A 17,399-nucleotide genomic window follows, 5' to 3' on the forward strand; every position below is an offset into this window, starting at 1 on the left:
AAGAAAACAACTATTCGGTATTAGCTACCGTTTCCGGTAGTTGTCCCAAACTTGAGGGCAGGTTGCCTACGTGTTACTCACCCGTCCGCCGCTAAGTATCAAGGAAGCAAGCTTCCTATCAACTCCGCTCGACTTGCATGTATTAGGCATGCCGCCAGCGTTCGTCCTGAGCCAGGATCAAACTCTCCAATAAAGTATTGAAAAGAGCGATAAGCTCATTTTGAATCTGACGAGATTAAAAATCTCATTTGTGCTCCAGTTGATCCAAGCCAAGGCTCGTTTCAAACTTTCGCGTTCATTCTGCAAGCAGAATGTTTACTCACTCGTTGTTCAGTTTTCAAAGATCAAACTTGTTTTGTTACCGAATGTCGTTCTCTTCAGCAACTTTTATATCTTATCACATCCGAACCAACTTTGCAAGCTCTTTTTTTTAAGTTTCTTTCGAAGCTTATTTCGTTTGCTTGCCGCACCATGTAAACCGTGTTTTCTTGGCCGGACTTAGAATATACCATGTACAGATTTTGAATGCAAGTCTTTTTTTGAGTAATGATATATATTTCTATAATCTTTCTGTTTTCTCTACATCTCCACATTTATCTCACGTAAAAAGCCTCTCTATAAAAGAAAGGCCCCCTCATCAAGTTACTTTAATATTTATTGTTATCCGATAACCTCTTGGATGTGAAGTTGCCGTTGCTGCATCAGGTTAATGATGTTTCCTTCTACTGACACCATAGGCCGTGTAGGATGATCTCGATCAGAGAATACAATCTCTCCAATTTGGTTATTGCTGAGTTTCACTCGGATGCCATTATGGATCTGGGTCGACCGTTGAACAAATACCCTTACGATTGCAGGATCCAATTTCCCAAATGCCTCACTTTGGATCTGTTCTAGGACTAGGTATGGTGATTGTGCCTTGCGGTAGATCTTCTCCAGCGTCATGGCGTGGAAAATATCAGCGATAGCTACAATCTTGGCATAAATATGAATCTGCGTCCCACTAAGCTGCAACGGGTAGCCTGATCCATCCACTTTTTCATGATGCTGCAAAGCTGCAAGTCTGGCTCCCTCATTAATGGCCTTTGCCTGTTTAAGGATCTGATAACCATATTTCGTATGCTGACGAATCTCTTCCTGCTCTGTAGCCGTCAACGTGGATGGTTTATGGAGAATCTGCGGATCTACCTTGTTGTTACCAATATCATGGAACAAGCCTGCAAAAGCCACTTGCATCCAATCCTTGGAGGGGAGATCAATCCATTGAGCCAGTTGATAGGATGTGATCGCACTCAGTACGGCATGGTGATATACATAATCATGTTCTTGCATTACTCGTGGACTGAAAGTAAGCACATTATATTGTTTGAGATGTGCAAACACAGCCTCCAACTGTGTACGTAACTCATAGACCGGTAATTCAGCCGCCAGAGAGGACAGGAAAGCATTTTTCGTTAGTCCGACCATCTTCTCATACTCATCCTGCAAAGACGTTACTACAGGAGCTGTGGTGACGTTCCCTCTCTTCCCTGCCCGTTCACCATTGTTATCATTGGCAGAACTTCCTGCGGACACAGATGCACCTTTGGTCCCTGTACTACTCGACGCCATTCTTTCTTGTTCAATATCTACCTGTTGAATCATAAAGGCTCTGAGCACTTCCATATCCTTGGGTAAAATGACCTTCCCCTTCTGAAGCAGAACGTTGCCGCGAAGTGTTTGCACATCACTCCCAAGTTTGAGTCCTGGTTTGACTTCTGACAGGGTGATTAATCCCATGTGTATTCCCCTCACTCATCGTTCTTCTATGTTAATACAAACAAGACCATAGTCCCGGTTTTTCATGATATTTCCCATTATATTACTCAGGAATCAGGCTGTACATCCCAGATTCGGAAGAATAAAAGAAGAGATTCCTTTATACAAACAAAAGGGCTCCCCGTGGGAGCCCTCGCAATCTTCTTCCAATCTCAAAGAGATCAGTCTTTATAAAATTCTATTTTATGCTTCCGAACCGGAATCGTCGTCGCCCTCAACTTCATTAACCTCAGCGTCAGAAACGGTGCCTTCTTCCAAGCTTACTACCGGAGCTTGGGACTCCTCGCCTTCCAAGCCTTCAAGCGACTCATCGTCTGGTTCCTCTTCATTTTTGTCAATTCGGCTGACTGTGGCTACTGAATCCTCGTCACGAATATGAATCAGCTTCACACCCTGCGTGTATCGACCCATAGTGGATATGCCTTCCATGCTCATCCGGATCAACGTACCGCTAGACGTGATAATCATCAGATCCTCTTCGGTTTTAACCATTTTGAGGCTGACTACTGAGCCGTTCTTCTCTGTGACATTAATAGTCTTGATCCCTTTACCGCCACGAGTCTGCATCCGATAATCACTGACAGGTGTACGTTTACCGTAACCTTTGGCTGTAACGATCAGAACATCAAGCTCTTTATCAACTACATCCATGCCGATAACAGCATCCTGTTCATCCAATGTAATCCCTTTGACCCCGGTTGCGCTACGTCCCATGGAACGTACGTTGCCTTCCGAGAATCGAATAGACATTCCGTGAGCTGTACCCATGATGATCTCTTGCAATCCATCGGTCAGCTTAACATCGATCAGAACGTCATCATCACGTAAGGAAATACCGATCAAGCCGCCTTTGCGAATATTGGTGTAATCCTCAAGTGGCGTCTTCTTCACAACCCCTTGGCGGGTAGCAAAGAACAAGTATCTGTCACTTTCGAATTCCTGGACCGGAATTACGGCATTGACCGATTCGCCCTGCTCGATCTGGATCAGGTTGATAATCGGCGTTCCCCGTGCGGTACGTCCAAGCTCTGGAATCTCGTAAGCTTTGAGACGGTACACTTTACCTTTGTCAGTGAAGAACATGAGGTAATTGTGGGAGTTGGTCACAAACAGATGCTCGACAAAGTCGGTATCTTTCGTATCCATACCCACGACCCCACGTCCACCACGTTTCTGGCTGCGGTATGTGGATACCGGCAGACGTTTCACGTAGCCTGTATGAGTAATCGTAATGATAACCTCTTCACGTGGAATCAGGTCCTCATCCAGAATGCTCTCTTCACCTACAGTGATCTCCGTACGACGATCATCGCTGAAGCGGTCGCGGATCTCTTGCAGCTCCGTACTGATAATCTCAAGCACCAGATGCTCATTGGCCAGAATTTCGCGATACTCTCTGATTTTGACCATCAGTTCGTTATATTCATTTTCAATACGTTCGCGTTCCAGACCTGTGAGGCGTTGCAAACGCATATCGAGAATAGCTTGAGCCTGATCATGACTGAGTGAGAAGCGCTCAATCAAACCTTCTCTGGCTGCATCCGCATTACTGGATGAACGAATCAACGTAATAATCTCGTCGATATGATCCAGCGCAATACGTAAACCTTCTAGAATGTGTGCACGAGCTTCAGCCTTTTTCAGTTCAAACTGCGTACGTCTGCGAATAACCTCAATCTGATGCTGCAGGTAGTGATACAACACTTCGCGCAAGTTCAGGATTTTAGGTTCTTTATTAACAATCGCAAGCATGTTAATCCCGAAAGTGGATTGCATCGATGTATGTTTGTACAGGTTGTTCAGGACAACCCCCGGATTCACGTCTCTGCGAAGCTCAATTACAACCCGCATACCATTACGGTCAGACTCATCACGAAGGTCAGTAATGCCATCAATCTTTTTATCACGTACCAACTCGGCGATTTTCTCAACGAGTCTCGCCTTGTTTACCTGATAAGGCAGTTCCGTAACGATAATTCGCGCCTTGTTGTTATTCTCTTCGATGTTGGTTTTGGCCCGCATCGTTACTGAACCACGTCCAGTCTGATACGCCTGGCGAATACCTGAACGGCCCAAAATGTAGCCGGACGTAGGGAAGTCTGGTCCTTGAATGTAATCCATAAGCTCCATGGATGTAATGTCCGGATTTTGAATCATGGCCTGTACACCATCAATGACCTCGCCCAGATTATGAGGAGGAATATTGGTGGCCATACCTACCGCGATCCCGCCGACCCCATTGACAAGCAAGTTAGGAAAACGAGCAGGCAGAACGATTGGCTCATGTTCTTCACCGTCATAGTTCGGCTGGAAATCAATCGTATCCTTGTTGATGTCTCTGAGCATTTCCATAGCAATCTTGGACAAACGTGCTTCGGTGTAACGCATGGCTGCTGCCATATCACCATCGACCGATCCAAAGTTACCATGTCCATCTACATGCATATATCGCAGGGAGAAATCCTGTGCCATCCGTACCATCGTCTCGTAAACAGCAGAGTCACCGTGTGGGTGATACTTACCGATAACTTCGCCGACGATTCTGGCTGATTTTTTATGTGGTTTATCGGGTGTCATGCCGAGCTCTGACATCGCGTACAGAATACGCCGGTGAACCGGCTTCAATCCATCACGCACGTCAGGTAAGGCACGGCTAACGATGATGCTCATCGCATAATCCATAAACGATTCACGCATCTCGACGCCTATATCCCGATCTGTAATCTGAGAGTTCATTTCTTCCGCCATGCTGGACCTCCTTCTTGTCCTTCAACAAACGTTCCATTCCGTCATGCAAAAAATTGATTATATGTGAAAAGCCTAACAAGGCTAAAACCGCGCAAGAACGTTACTCTTTATTATATTACTTTCACAAAAGTTACACAATTAAACGTCCGCTGGGCAATAGCCTTTCTTCCGGGAACTTCTGCGTGTCTGGGGATACGCCCTGCCTTCCTCCCCAATTGCACATACAATGCTAGAAAAACGGCATATGTACTGTGCCTACAGAGGCTAAAGCCATTCCCGTCCTACGATTAAACTGCAAATTACGCAGCTCATCGCACAAAACGCCATATTTCTCTATTATACCACTGAAATCGTCTCTTGTCCTTTGATTTCTCCGTGTCTGTCCCTCTTTAGAACTGAGCAAAACATGAAAGGACTGATGGATCTTGGGTATCCAACGCGTCTCCAGCAAATGGGCCAAAACAGCTGTGTTACAACGCAGTCGCATTGTGAATGAATATATCCCAGTGACCCGAAAATATAGCCGTCAAACTCTCGAACGAATGACTGAATTATTTGAGTCAAACTATATCAAACCGGACCGTGGTACTTACGGTAATGGCGTTATGCGAGTAAAAACAACCCGTTTATACGAACCTGTCGTTCATTCCGAAGATTCCACCACAGATGCGGAGGTTCCGGAAGAACCTACTGATCGGAACCTGCCTGATGAACCCGAAGCAAGTGCTGTTATCTCCAGAGATACCTATCTCACAACAACATATCAACTCCAATACGGTACAGAGGAGAGATCATTTCATTCCCTGGACGAACTCGAACGAGCACTGAATGATCGCATTCAGGAACGTGATTATATCATTCAACAGGGAATATCGCTGATGAAGCATGGAGATTTGCCTTTTGACTTGCGTGTGTTAACTCAGAAAAATCTGCAACACAACTGGGAAACAACAGGTATTCTGGGACGTGTTGCTGCGCCGGGCAAAATTATCACCAACATTCATGGTGGCGGACGATTGGCCACGTTTGAAGAACTCGTACTCCCCCATCTTCACCAGGATGGCTTCAAAAAACTTCGCACAGAGCTGTACCGCTTAGGTATTCATACCGCTGTGCAATTGCAAACATCATTTCCAAGGCTCAAAGAGATTGGTATTGATATTGCGCTAGACGAAGCAGGGCGTCCCTGGATTCTTGAAGTCAACACACTGCCAGGCATTTATGCCTTTGGCTTATTACCGGACAAGGAGGCATACCGGAAGATCAAACGTTATGCGATTGCATACGGTCGTTTGCCCTCCAAAAAGAGTAAGAGCTCTCGTACATCCCCTAAAGCACAGGCCTCATCTGCCAAAAAACGTGTTCGCAGATAACAAAGGGATACGGAAGTCTATGTCTACTGCCTTCCCTATTCCATACTTCCCCTAATATAAAAAGGCGCCCTCGCAGGCGCCTCTTCGAATAAGTTAAATGTCGAGGTTTTTCACGTATTTTGCATTTTCCTGGATAAAGTCACGACGCGGTTCAACATTGTCCCCCATCAGGGTGTCAAACATGGCATCAGCAAGGATGGCATCATTAATCGATACTTGCATCATGGTCCGACTCTCCGGATCCATCGTCGTTTCCCACAATTGTCCGGCATTCATCTCGCCAAGACCTTTGTAACGCTGAACGTTGAATTTTGCATTTTCGCCGAGCGTTGCAATAATTTCATCGCGCTCTTTCTCGGAACCGGCATAACGAATCACTTTGTTACGCTCAATCTTGAACAATGGCGGTTGTGCAATATATACATAACCTGCCTCAATGATTTTGCGCATGTACCGATACAGGAATGTCAGCAATAGTGTTCGGATATGAGCACCATCGACGTCGGCATCGGTCATCAAAATGATTTTGTGATAGCGGGCTTTGGCAATATCGAAGTCATCACCAATACCTGTACCCATTGCTGTAATAATTGCTCTAATCTCCGCATTCCCCAAGATCCGGTCGAGACGAGCTTTTTCCACGTTCAAAATCTTACCACGCAGCGGCAAAATCGCTTGGAAATGACGATCCCGGCCTTGCTTCGCTGATCCGCCGGCGGAGTCACCTTCGACGATGTACAATTCGCTGATTGAAGCATCCTTGGATGAACAGTCTGCCAGTTTACCTGGAAGTGAGCTTACTTCGAGTGCACCTTTACGACGTGTCAGTTCACGGGCTTTACGGGCAGCTTCACGCGCACGTGCTGCTTGCAGCCCTTTTTCCAAAATGCGCCGGGATACGGAAGGATTCTCTTCCAGGAACTCCTGCAGCTTCTCGGCAAACAAGGATTCGACAATCCCACGCACTTCGCTGTTGCCCAGCTTGGTCTTTGTCTGTCCTTCAAATTGCGGTTCCGGAATCTTGACCGAAATAATAGCTGTCAAGCCTTCACGCACGTCATCCCCGGAAAGGTTCCCCGTGCTGTCCTTGATTACCCCTGCCTTACGGGCATAGTCATTGATAATCCGCGTAAGGGCACTCTTGAAACCTGATTCATGCGTTCCGCCCTCATGCGTGTTGATATTGTTGGCGAAGGAATAGATGTTCTCGGTGTAGTTGTCATTGTATTGCAGAGCAACTTCCACCTGGATGTTATCTCTGGAACCTTCAACGTAAATTGGATTCTCATGCAATACTTCGCGCTTCTGATTGAGGAAGGAGACGTATTCGATAATGCCGCCTTCGTACAGGAATGAGTTGGTTGCACCTGTACGCTCATCGGTCAGTGTAAGACCAATACCCTTGTTCAGGAACGCCAGCTCACGAATACGGGCAAGCAAGATGTCATAGTCGTAAACTCTCGTTTCCGTGAAAATTTCAGGATCCGGGTGGAACCTAACCGTTGTTCCGGTTTCGTCGGTTGTACCGATCGTTCTCAGGTCATACTGCGGAGTACCACGACGGTATTCCTGTTGATAGACATGCCCGTCAACCTTAACTGTGACAACAACTTTTTCGGATAGTGCGTTAACTACGGATACACCTACACCGTGCAGACCACCGGATACTTTGTACCCGCCGCCACCAAACTTACCTCCTGCATGGAGGACGGTCATAACGACCTCAAGCGCAGGACGTTTCATTTTGGCATGTTCACCGACAGGAATCCCACGTCCGTTATCGACAACAGTGACACTGTTGTCTTCATGGATAGTAACCTCGATATGGTCACAATAACCTGCGAGCGCTTCATCGATACTGTTGTCCACTACTTCCCAGACCAGATGATGCAGACCTTTGGAACTGGTGGAACCGATATACATCCCCGGACGTTTCCGTACGGCTTCCAGTCCTTCAAGAACCTGAATTTCATCTGCACCATATGACGGTTGATTCATAGACATGCTTTCACCTACTTCTATAAGATTCAATATCGTAATTATGCGTTAACTAAGAATGTTTACTGAAAAAGGCAATGTACTTCATTCCAGCCAGCTGTCCAAATTAAAGACAAGCAGCAAAAGACACACCTTTTATGCCACACAACCGCTAGAGATCAGGAAAAATGTGAGCCCGCTTCTTCAGCGTGGCTGAGGAGATCGGCGAGTAATACACAATGTTTTTGGTCACCACAATGGACTTGGCTTCCTCTTCGCCGATGTGTTCCACGGTTTTTTCCTGCTCGGCATGCGTCACATACTGCTTGGAGATCTTTGAGGATTTTTCAATCGATATATCAAAAATAGCGACCAATTCGGAAGAACGGATGATCTTCTCACCGCCCAGATGAATGTACATAAGCCCTCACTCCTTAGCGTTCAACCTGTCCGGCATGAACGTGATAAATACTGGCATCTTTGAGCTTGTCAACGTTCAGGCTCTCGACCCCCGTAGCTGTAATAAAGGTTTGCACCTTGCTCTGGAACGTTTCGATCAGCTGCGTCTGGCGGAAAGGGTCCAGCTCTGACAGAACATCATCCAGCAGCAGGACCGGATATTCTCCGATTTCTTCGTGAATCAGTTCGATTTCCGCAAGTTTAAGGGACAACGCCGTTGTGCGCTGCTGCCCCTGCGAGCCATATGTTTGTACTTCCCGATCGTTAATGAAAAAGGACAGGTCATCCCGATGCGGCCCACTAAGGGTTGTGCCTCGGCGAATCTCCTGCTCTTTCATTTGTGATAATTTTATCATAAATTGGTCCATTAAGACAGCTTCATCTTCCTCAGCGGCTTCGCTGAAGGACGGAAGATAGGCCAGGCGCAAGACTTCTCCGCCTCCGGTGATCCCCTGATGAATCGTTTCTGCCCACTTTTGCAGTTTCTTTATGAATTGTTTCCTTTTTTTGACGATCTTAACACCATGCTCAACCAGTTGTTCATTCCATACCTCAAGCATGGTCTGGGCTGATGCCCCTTGTCCCCAAAGTTGCTTAAGCAAATTGTTTCGTTGGACCAGCACTTTTTGGTATTGCTGCAGGTGATAAAGGTAACCTGGTGCAACCTGTCCAATCTCCATGTCAAGAAACCGGCGGCGGACCCCCGGTGTGCCTTTTACAATCTCCAGATCCTCCGGTGCAAACATCACGACATTGAGCGCTCCGACAAAATCGCTTAACTTGCGCTGCTCCAGGCCGTTAATCTTTGCTTTTTTGCCTTGTTGCGACAAAGATAGCTCAAGCTTGACCGATCCGTACTTTTTGTCGACCTCTGCTGCAAGTCTGGCACGTTCCTCACCGAAACGAATCAGCTCCTTGTCACGGGATGTGCGGTGGCTCTTGGTGAGTGCAAGTACAAAAATAGCCTCTGCAAGATTGGTCTTGCCTTGGGCATTTTGCCCAATCAACAAGTTTACGGGACCAAAAGAGTCCAGTCTCAGATGTTCATAATTGCGGAAATTCTGCAGATCAATGCTGTTCACAAACACGCGGTAACCTCCCTTTTATCCCGTCCGTCAGGAGGCAGCAGGATCGAACTGGTCTTCTTATTCTGCAGCAACTTCGAATGTGCCTTCTCCGTCCACTTCAACGATATCCCCAGGGTATAACTTACGTCCCCGTCGTTCCTCAGGCTCTTTATTCACACGTACAAGTCCTTCCTGAAGCAGAGCTTTGGCCATACCTCCAGTTGGGATGCAATCAGCCAGTTTCAAAAATTGATCAAGCTTAATATATTCCGTACGAATCGTAACTTGGTTCACTGTGATCTTCCTTTCGTTAGTTGGTCGTCCGATATGGCAATATCACGTAAAGGCTGTGACTGTCATCCAGCGGTTTCAAGATGATTGGACTCATGACTCCTGTAAAAGCGATCATCAGCTGCTCACTTTCAACAACTTTCAGCACATCCAGCATGTATTTGGAGTTGAACGAGATTTTTAACGGATCTCCTGTAAACTCGGCAGGTTTGATTTCTTCTCTTACTTTACCTAGCTCGGAAGAGCTTGAAGAAATTTCAACGGATCCAGAATCCATCGTTTGCATACGCACGATGTTTGTTTTCTCTTCACGCGACAGCAAATAAGCCCGGTCAATGGATTCACTTAATTTTTTTGTATCTAAAACAAGTTCTGTTTTGTATGACGTTGGAATAATTCTAGAAGTATCCGGATATGTTCCGTCCAAAATACGGGAGTAAAATAATACACGGTCGATTTTGAACAGGACCTGGTTATCTGCAACAACGATATCCACAAGGGTATTTTGATCCGGAACAATTTTGCTGAGCTCGTTCAGCGTTTTACCGGAAATAACCACGTTGTTGAAGCGGATACCTTCTGCATTATCCAGCATTGCTGATCGAGTAGCAAGACGGTGACGGTCTGTTGCCACAAATTTCAATTCGTTGTCACCCAAACTCCAGAGTACACCTGTCAGGATTGGAGTAGTCTCATGTGTGGAAATGGAGAAGACCGTTTGTTTGATCATATTTTTCAACAAATCTCCTGGAATGGAGACCGTTTGATTTTCTTCGATGCTTGGCAGTACCGGGAATTCTTCCGGATCAAGACCTACCAGTTGAATCTCGGTAGCACCTGCGGAGATAAAGGTGTTGAAGTTCTCTTTGACTTCCATGTGTACTTCCTGTGATGGCAGCTTCTTGATGATCTCCACGAAAAACTTGGCTGGCAAAACTACACTGCCGGGTTGATCTACCTGAACTACGCTTTTATCTCCATCTTCAAGCGGAATGAAGGATTGAATGGATATATCGGTGTCACTTGCTGTCAATGTTACACCTTGATGATTCACGTCGAATTTGATACCGCTCAGAATCGGAATTGTCGTACGGCTCGAGATCGCTTTGGATACTTGCTGTATGGAATCGTTTAAGTAGTTTTTCATTATGCTGATTTTCATGGTTTCACTCCTAGCTGATTTTTTGGGTGTTGGGGTGTTAAAAGGTGTTTTTCAAAGGCCGAAGGCTAAGCTCCGAAATGGCTATTTTGGAGATGATATCTTTAAGATCTTTTTAGTAATAATAGTAATAGGGGCACTGAATATGTGGATAAGTGGGTATAAACCCGTACACCCAAGCCTATCCACATGTGTATACGTTGTGCATAGGCTTGGGACTTGTTCAGGTTGGATTCTTAATTTTTTCGGTTAAGTTGTTGATAACTTTATAGAGATCCTGATCGTTTTTAATCGCTTGGGAGATTTTTTCGTGAGCATGTATGACAGTGGTGTGATCTCGTCCTCCGAATGCTTCCCCGATTTTGGGCAGAGAAAAGTCTGTCAGTTCACGAGAGAGATACATGGCAATCTGTCTTGGAAAAGCAACTGCCTTGGTCCGTTTCCGTGCTTTGAAATCTTCAAGCTTAAGGCTATAATACTCGCCGACCTTTTGTTGGATGTCATGAATAGTGATCATTTTGGGACGACTGGAAGGAATAATATCCTTCAGTGCTTCAGCTGCCAGATGAGTGGTTACATCTTGATTAGTCAGTGAAGAATAAGCAACTACCCGAATCAGGGCACCTTCCAGTTCACGGATGTTGGTGTCAATCTGGTTGGCAATGTACATCATCGCTTCATTCGGAATATCCAAGTTTTCCGCACGTGCCTTTTTCCGCAAAATTGCGATCCTTGTCTCCAAATCTGGAGGCTGGATATCCGTAATTAACCCCCATTCAAAGCGAGAACGAAGCCGTTCTTCCAGTGTCGGAATTTCCTTCGGTGGTCTATCGCTGGAGATGATAATCTGCTTCCGTTCCTCATGCAGCGCATTAAACGTATGGAAAAATTCCTCTTGTGTTGATTCTTTTCCCGCCAAAAACTGAATATCATCAATGAGCAAAATGTCGACGCTCCGGTATTTGTTACGGAAGCTCTCCCCGCGGTTGTCACGGATAGAGTTAATGAATTCGTTCGTGAATTTCTCAGACGACAAATAAACGACTTTGCTGCCCGGATCATGCTCCAGAACGTAATGTCCGATCGCATGCATCAAGTGAGTTTTACCGAGACCTACACCCCCATACAGAAAGAGAGGGTTGTAAGCTTTGGCGGGCGCTTCAGCGACCGCCAGCGATGCGGCATGGGCAAAACGGTTGCCCGGCCCGATGACAAATGTATCGAACGTATATTTCGGATTCAGCATGCTGAGTACCGCTTCTTCCTGTACAACTGTAGGCGTTGGTGCCGGCAGTTGCGGGTCCGGTTCAGCAGGCTTGTTCTCTTCGATGACAAATTTCACATCGACTTGCTTGCCAAGCAGCTCGTATACCGTCGAGCCAACCAATTTGGTGTAACGGCTCTCCAGCCATTCGACGGCAAACGTGGTTGGTGCGGAAATGACGATTGAACGATCATTAAGCTTGGTGGCTTTGGTTGCTTTGAACCAGGTGTCAAAGCTGGGTTTGCTGAGTTTGTTTTGTATGATTGATAAAATTTGCTGCCATAAATCAGAAGTATGGCTGTCCACAGACTGTCACTCCTTTTACATGTTCCAAGTGTGGCTTAAGCCATGATGCAGTGTCGAAATACGAGATATATTGTTGAATTTATCCCCAACCCCCCGCAGGTCGAAAACAAAAAAAGTATGAACAACGGAAAATTGTTCACAACTTTATCCACAGGCTGTTGATAATATTATGGGTCAGATCACATATTCACATCCAAAAGTAATACAATCATAGCAAAAGAAACCCCGCATTTCAACGTATCGCGTGATTTTATCCACAAATTCAATAACTTGTGTATAATTTTTAGTCACAACACAATATATTGTTTATAAACTGTTTAATTTTCGACAGAATGACCCAAAAACCAAAAATGTTTTATACACAGGTTATCCGTCAAATGATGCCGAATTGTGTGTAAAAGTATTCTTCTTTTGTGAATAACCTGTCTGTGGATAACCGCGAAGTGAAAATAGAGCATGATCAAGATCGGAAAAAGTCTGACCTCTCACCCTCGTGTTTTTCTTGCCAATGGGGCGATGGTGAAAGCGACGAATTCAGTTCAGGATGGGAGAAGGAGAGGGGAGTAAACTCATGCTTTTAATTGAACAAGATCAGTGGTGTATTTTCTGATCAGATGGTAATTCTGTGATGGCAATGTATAAGAATAATGGACATAGATGACTTCATTTTGAGACATATGTATGTGAATTATTAGGATCAAGAGGTAAGCTGATGCTCGAATATGGAGGTTGAAGTGTATGAATGTATAATATGAATTCAAAGGATAGATTATGCGTGTATAGCAAAAGAGGTTGTCCCCTAAAACCGATTTTTGGTTTTGGGCGACAACCTCTTTTTTTGGTGCAGAGACGAAGTATGGATTGATGATTTAGAGACGGGGAAGGGACATCTTACGCTGGAATTCAGCGATATCTGCGTATTCCTCTTCCAGTTTGCGAGAGATCCGAATAAAGATGGGCAGCAGCTCCTGGTAGAGTACAGCATTCTCTTTGACAGGGGTATGCCGATGCGTTGTACCCACCATGGAAGAAACGGCATGAAGCGATTGGATCCGCCCTGTAGCGTACAAACCAAGCACAACTGCACCCAGACAGGAACTTTCGAAGCTCTCGGGTACAACCACTTCCTGATTGAAGATATCGGACATCATTTGGCGCCAGAGAGGAGAACGCGCAAACCCACCTGTGGCTTGAATAGAGGTAGGTTGCCCAATCTGTTCTTCCATAGCCAGCAGTACCGTGTATAGGTTAAAAATAACCCCTTCCAAGACAGCACGGATCATATGCTCTTTCTGGTGATGGAGTGTTAAGCCAAAAAAGGAACCACGGGCATCCGGATTCCATAAAGGGGCACGTTCGCCCGAAAGGTACGGATGAAACAGAAGTCCTTCAGATCCCGGCCGGACACGTTCGGCAATTTTGGTCAGCACATCATAGGAATTGATGCCAAGTCGCTTCGCTGTCTCCACTTCAGACGCGGCGAATTCATCCCGTACCCAACGAAACAGCATGCCACCGTTATTCACAGGTCCACCAATGACCCAAAGATTCTCTGTGAGGGCATAACAGAAGGTTCGACCTTTGGGATCGGTGACCGGATGGTCCACGACAGTGCGAATGGCCCCGCTGGTTCCGATGGTTGCTGCGACAACACCAGGTTCAATGGCGTTTACGCCGAGATTGGATAAAACCCCGTCACTTGCGCCAATAACAAAGGGTGTGGAGGGGGAGAGAGCCATTTTTTCAGCCGATTCGTGATTCATTCCTTCTAATATATGTGTTGTGGGTACAAGCTTCGAGAGATGGTCTGGTGTAATGCCTGCAATCTCAAGGGCTTCTGCGTCCCAGTCCAGTTGTTCCAGATTGAGCAAACCTGTGCAAGAAGCGATGGAATGGTCAACGACATATTGTCCGAATAGACGGAAGAACAGATATTCTTTAATCGAAATAAATTTGGCTGTACGCTCAAAAAGTTCAGGTTCATCGTGGCGCAGCCACATTAATTTGGTCAGCGGTGACATGGGATGGATGGGCGTACCTGTGCGCAGATAGATGCGATGGCCCAATCCATTCTCTTGCAGCTGGGCAGACCATGCTGCACTTCGGTTATCCGCCCAGGTGATGCACCGAGTTAAGGGTTTGTCGTCCTGATCCATGGCAATGACACTGTGCATGGCCGAGCTACAGGATACGAACAGAATCTGCTCGGCAGCAACACCACTCTGATCCATGACTCCTCGCACAGAGCGGAGGGCTGCTTGCACAATCTCTTCAGGGTCCTGTTCGGCAACATCGGGCGCAGGGGTATACAAAGGATATTCCTGCGTTGAGGTACTGACGACGGAGCCCTGCTCGGTAAATAATACGGATTTGGTACTGGTGGTACCAATATCAATCCCAATCATATAGTTGTTCATGTATTTAATCCTTCTTTCTCCAGAAAGCGATGAGATTTTAATTTCTTTCTACTATAGAGACTCCATTTATACCACTGTACTCAGGAGTAAAATAAAGATCAGTCCAACCACGGATAATAGTGTTTCCATAACGGTCCACGTTTTCAATGTCTGGGAAACGCTCATATTAAAGAATTCTTTGATCATCCAGAATCCCGCATCATTCACATGGGACAAGATGAGTGACCCTGCACCTGTAGCGAGTACAACCAGCTCAATATTGACACCTGGGGTGAGTGCAAGCACTGGAGCGACAATACCGGCAGCAGTTGTCATGGCTACGGTTGCTGAACCGGTAGCTACACGAATGAGCGCAGCGACAAGCCAGGCAAACAGGATGATGTTGATGTTGGCATGGGTAGCAACATCGGCAATGGCGTTGCCTACACCACTATTGATCAATACCTGTTTGAAGGCACCGCCTCCACCAATAATGAGAATGATGGTCGCAGTAGGCGCCAGACATTCACTGGTGAAGCGAGAAATATCGTGTTTAGTGAATCCACGTGCAAAGCCGAGTGAAAAGAGGGCAAATACAACTGAAATGAGCAGAGCAATGATCTCATGACCGATAAATTCACTGAAAACGGTAAAGCCGCTCGTGGCATTTGGGTCAATGATACTTGCTATGGAACCAATCAGCATCAAAATAACCGGCAGCAAAATGGTAAACAGGGTAATACCAAACCCAGGCATGTTGCTATTTGTTTTTGTTGCGAATTGTTCAGCCAGTTCGGCTGGCGGTTCGGTGTGTATTCTTTTTCCAATGAATTTACCAAACAAAGGACCTGCAATAATCGCTGTAGGAATACCAACAATCAGGGAGTACAAAATGGTTTTACCCAGATCCGCGCTGTAGGCTTCAATCGCTATCATTGGTGCTGGGTGGGGTGGAACCAAACCGTGTACAGTCGACAGACCGGCCAAAATGGGAATACCGATCTGAAGCAGAGACATATTGGTTTTACGTGCAACGGTAAAAATGATGGGGATCATCAAAATTACGCCGACTTCGAAGAAAACGGGAATACCAACGATAAATCCAACAATCATCATGGCCCAGTGCACACGTTTCACACCAAACCGATCGACCAATGTAGTTGCAATGCGCTCGGCACCGCCAGACTCGGCCATCATCTTACCAAGCATCGTACCGAGAGCAATAACAATTGCAATGGTTCCAAGTGTGCCGCCAAGTCCCCCGGTAATGGAAGAGATCACGTCGGCAGGTTTCATGCCTGTAAGCAAACCGAGCATTAATGCGGACAACAGCAGGGTGATGAAAGGATTCCATTTATACTTGGAGATCAAAACGATCAGAAAAACGATCGCAATTAACGTCCAGACCAATAATGTTGCGTTGTGGGATAGTCCAAAAAGAGTGCTCATGATGTTGTGTGCTCCTTTATTTCTGATATAGAACGCTTACAAGTGAAATTATCGTCAACAATTAAATTTGTGCCAGTACTGCAGAAGGTGTTGGTGAAAAAATGTAGTTTTATCATGCCCAAATTTGAAACAAAATCGCATTTTGTATACTTGTCGACAAGTTAAGCTGCAATCACTCACAGCGGATATGATTGCAAACACCCTGCACCCATTAGGAATCAAAGCTTTCGTGCAGGGTTTTGCCAGAATCTTGGAAATACGTGCGGACTCCAGCCTGAATGAGCATCTTGTCGCCTGATTCAAGTGCTTCAACGAGCAAACGGTGTTTCTCAATTACAGCGCTTACTTTCTGCTCGCCTTGAACAAATACTCTGCGCGTTGTAAGCAGCATAACGGTCATCACAACATATCGAATACTCTTCCATAGATGTGAAATACGAGAATGCTGAGCAGCTTCAATGATGGTCTCGTGGAAAACGAGATCCTGATAGGCGAATTCGACGGCGTCCTGATGCCGTCCAGCAAGTTGCATTTTGTCGATCACGTTACGCAGCTGGGTGATTAATGATTCTGGGACATCACCAGCAAGTCGCTGCTGTACAAAACTTTCAATCAGGAAACGGACATCATACAATTCTTCGACATCCTTGATTCGTAGTCCAATGACAACAACACCCATACGTTCAAGTCGAATAAGACCTTCATTGGACAATGTTCGTAACGCTTCACGGACAGGTGACCGACTGCTGTCAAAATCAGCCGCAATTCGATTTTCCGACAAAATCTCTCCAGGACGAAGGGTACCGCTAATGATCCGCAGCCTTAATTCGCAGGCAATGGCCTCGCCACGGGAAGCCCCTTGAAGCCAGGAAGAAGGAAATAACATATGGCTAACGCTCCTATTAATAAGTAATCAGTTCATTACTGATCATAGCATAACTATTTTGCAGACTGGACATTCAGTTCAATCCATAGTCTGTAGCTACAAGCTAACGGCTAATGTTTTTTTCAAAGGACTACTTGTATACAAGATGTGATTTTTATCCTACACCTTTCTCAAAAGCTTGTAAACCTTAATTGAAGCGGATACAA

12 protein-coding genes and 1 rRNA gene are annotated in these 17,399 nt (G+C 45.8%); 1 reads left to right on the plus strand and 12 read right to left on the minus strand.

The window, feature by feature from the left end; genetic code table 11:
• The 3 genes from J2X75_RS17935 to gyrA form a co-directional block, all read right to left on the minus strand.
• A 16S ribosomal RNA gene (locus tag J2X75_RS17935) occupies positions 1–193 on the minus strand; the annotation flags it as partial.
• A 467-nt stretch (positions 194–660) separates the two neighbouring features.
• The gene (locus tag J2X75_RS17940) at positions 661–1,779 is read right to left on the minus strand and encodes an HD-GYP domain-containing protein (RefSeq protein WP_310338566.1); all 1,119 of its coding nucleotides are present in this window, start codon (positions 1,777–1,779) and stop codon (positions 661–663) included.
• 222 nt (positions 1,780–2,001) lie between these two features.
• The gene (gene gyrA / locus J2X75_RS17945) at positions 2,002–4,566 is read right to left on the minus strand and encodes a DNA gyrase subunit A (RefSeq protein ID WP_036671890.1); all 2,565 of its coding nucleotides are present in this window, start codon (positions 4,564–4,566) and stop codon (positions 2,002–2,004) included.
• A 425-nt stretch (positions 4,567–4,991) separates the two neighbouring features.
• Between gyrA and J2X75_RS17950 the strand changes: the two genes are divergently transcribed.
• Positions 4,992–5,939: a YheC/YheD family protein gene (locus J2X75_RS17950; RefSeq protein ID WP_307540922.1), complete on the plus strand. Its 948-nt coding sequence runs from the start codon at positions 4,992–4,994 to the stop codon at positions 5,937–5,939.
• Positions 5,940–6,032: 93 nt separating this feature from the next.
• Here the strand turns inward: J2X75_RS17950 and gyrB are convergent, their stop codons facing one another.
• The 9 genes from gyrB to J2X75_RS17995 all read right to left on the minus strand — a co-directional run bounded on the left by gyrB (position 6,033) and on the right by J2X75_RS17995 (position 17,193).
• A complete protein-coding gene (gyrB, locus tag J2X75_RS17955) occupies positions 6,033–7,943 on the minus strand; it encodes a DNA topoisomerase (ATP-hydrolyzing) subunit B (protein WP_124118706.1) in 1,911 nt (636 codons plus the stop codon).
• 145 nt (positions 7,944–8,088) lie between these two features.
• Positions 8,089–8,337, minus strand: coding sequence for an extracellular matrix regulator RemB (gene remB / locus J2X75_RS17960; RefSeq protein ID WP_017691405.1), 249 nt, complete (start codon positions 8,335–8,337; stop codon positions 8,089–8,091).
• A gap of 13 nt (positions 8,338–8,350) precedes the next feature.
• Positions 8,351–9,463, minus strand: a complete 1,113-nt coding sequence (gene recF, locus J2X75_RS17965) for a DNA replication/repair protein RecF (RefSeq protein ID WP_307540925.1) — start codon at positions 9,461–9,463, stop codon at positions 8,351–8,353.
• A 57-nt stretch (positions 9,464–9,520) separates the two neighbouring features.
• Positions 9,521–9,736: a S4 domain-containing protein YaaA gene (gene yaaA / locus J2X75_RS17970; RefSeq protein WP_036611994.1), complete on the minus strand. Its 216-nt coding sequence runs from the start codon at positions 9,734–9,736 to the stop codon at positions 9,521–9,523.
• A gap of 16 nt (positions 9,737–9,752) precedes the next feature.
• The gene (gene dnaN, locus J2X75_RS17975) at positions 9,753–10,895 is read right to left on the minus strand and encodes a DNA polymerase III subunit beta (protein ID WP_310338582.1); all 1,143 of its coding nucleotides are present in this window, start codon (positions 10,893–10,895) and stop codon (positions 9,753–9,755) included.
• A 220-nt stretch (positions 10,896–11,115) separates the two neighbouring features.
• Complete coding sequence (gene dnaA / locus J2X75_RS17980; protein WP_036611990.1) at positions 11,116–12,462, minus strand: chromosomal replication initiator protein DnaA; 1,347 nt, start codon at positions 12,460–12,462, stop codon at positions 11,116–11,118.
• An 869-nt stretch (positions 12,463–13,331) separates the two neighbouring features.
• On the minus strand, positions 13,332–14,879 hold the full coding sequence (gene gntK, locus J2X75_RS17985) for a gluconokinase (protein WP_310338585.1): 1,548 nt from the start codon (positions 14,877–14,879) through the stop codon (positions 13,332–13,334).
• A gap of 66 nt (positions 14,880–14,945) precedes the next feature.
• A complete protein-coding gene (locus J2X75_RS17990; RefSeq protein ID WP_124118703.1) occupies positions 14,946–16,307 on the minus strand; it encodes a GntT/GntP/DsdX family permease in 1,362 nt (453 codons plus the stop codon).
• Between the two features lie 211 nt (positions 16,308–16,518).
• Positions 16,519–17,193, minus strand: coding sequence for a GntR family transcriptional regulator (locus J2X75_RS17995; RefSeq protein WP_017691412.1), 675 nt, complete (start codon positions 17,191–17,193; stop codon positions 16,519–16,521).
• Positions 17,194–17,399 lie beyond the last annotated feature (206 nt).

This window comes from Paenibacillus sp. 2003, from assembly GCF_031455635.1.
GTDB lineage: Bacteria > Bacillota > Bacilli > Paenibacillales > Paenibacillaceae > Paenibacillus > Paenibacillus amylolyticus_B.

Excerpts from the sequence above, each read along its gene's own strand:
- J2X75_RS17940 (WP_310338566.1), bottom strand. The coding sequence starts at position 1,779 with ATGGGATTAATCACCCTGTCAGAAGTCAAACCAGGACTCAAACTTGGG.
- gyrA (WP_036671890.1), bottom strand. The coding sequence starts at position 4,566 with ATGGCGGAAGAAATGAACTCTCAGATTACAGATCGGGATATAGGCGTC.
- gyrB (WP_124118706.1), bottom strand. The coding sequence starts at position 7,943 with ATGTCTATGAATCAACCGTCATATGGTGCAGATGAAATTCAGGTTCTT.
- remB (WP_017691405.1), bottom strand. The coding sequence starts at position 8,337 with ATGTACATTCATCTGGGCGGTGAGAAGATCATCCGTTCTTCCGAATTG.
- dnaN (WP_310338582.1), bottom strand. The coding sequence starts at position 10,895 with ATGAAAATCAGCATAATGAAAAACTACTTAAACGATTCCATACAGCAA.
- gntK (WP_310338585.1), bottom strand. The coding sequence starts at position 14,879 with ATGAACAACTATATGATTGGGATTGATATTGGTACCACCAGTACCAAA.
- J2X75_RS17990 (WP_124118703.1), bottom strand. The coding sequence starts at position 16,307 with ATGAGCACTCTTTTTGGACTATCCCACAACGCAACATTATTGGTCTGG.
- J2X75_RS17995 (WP_017691412.1), bottom strand. The coding sequence starts at position 17,193 with ATGTTATTTCCTTCTTCCTGGCTTCAAGGGGCTTCCCGTGGCGAGGCC.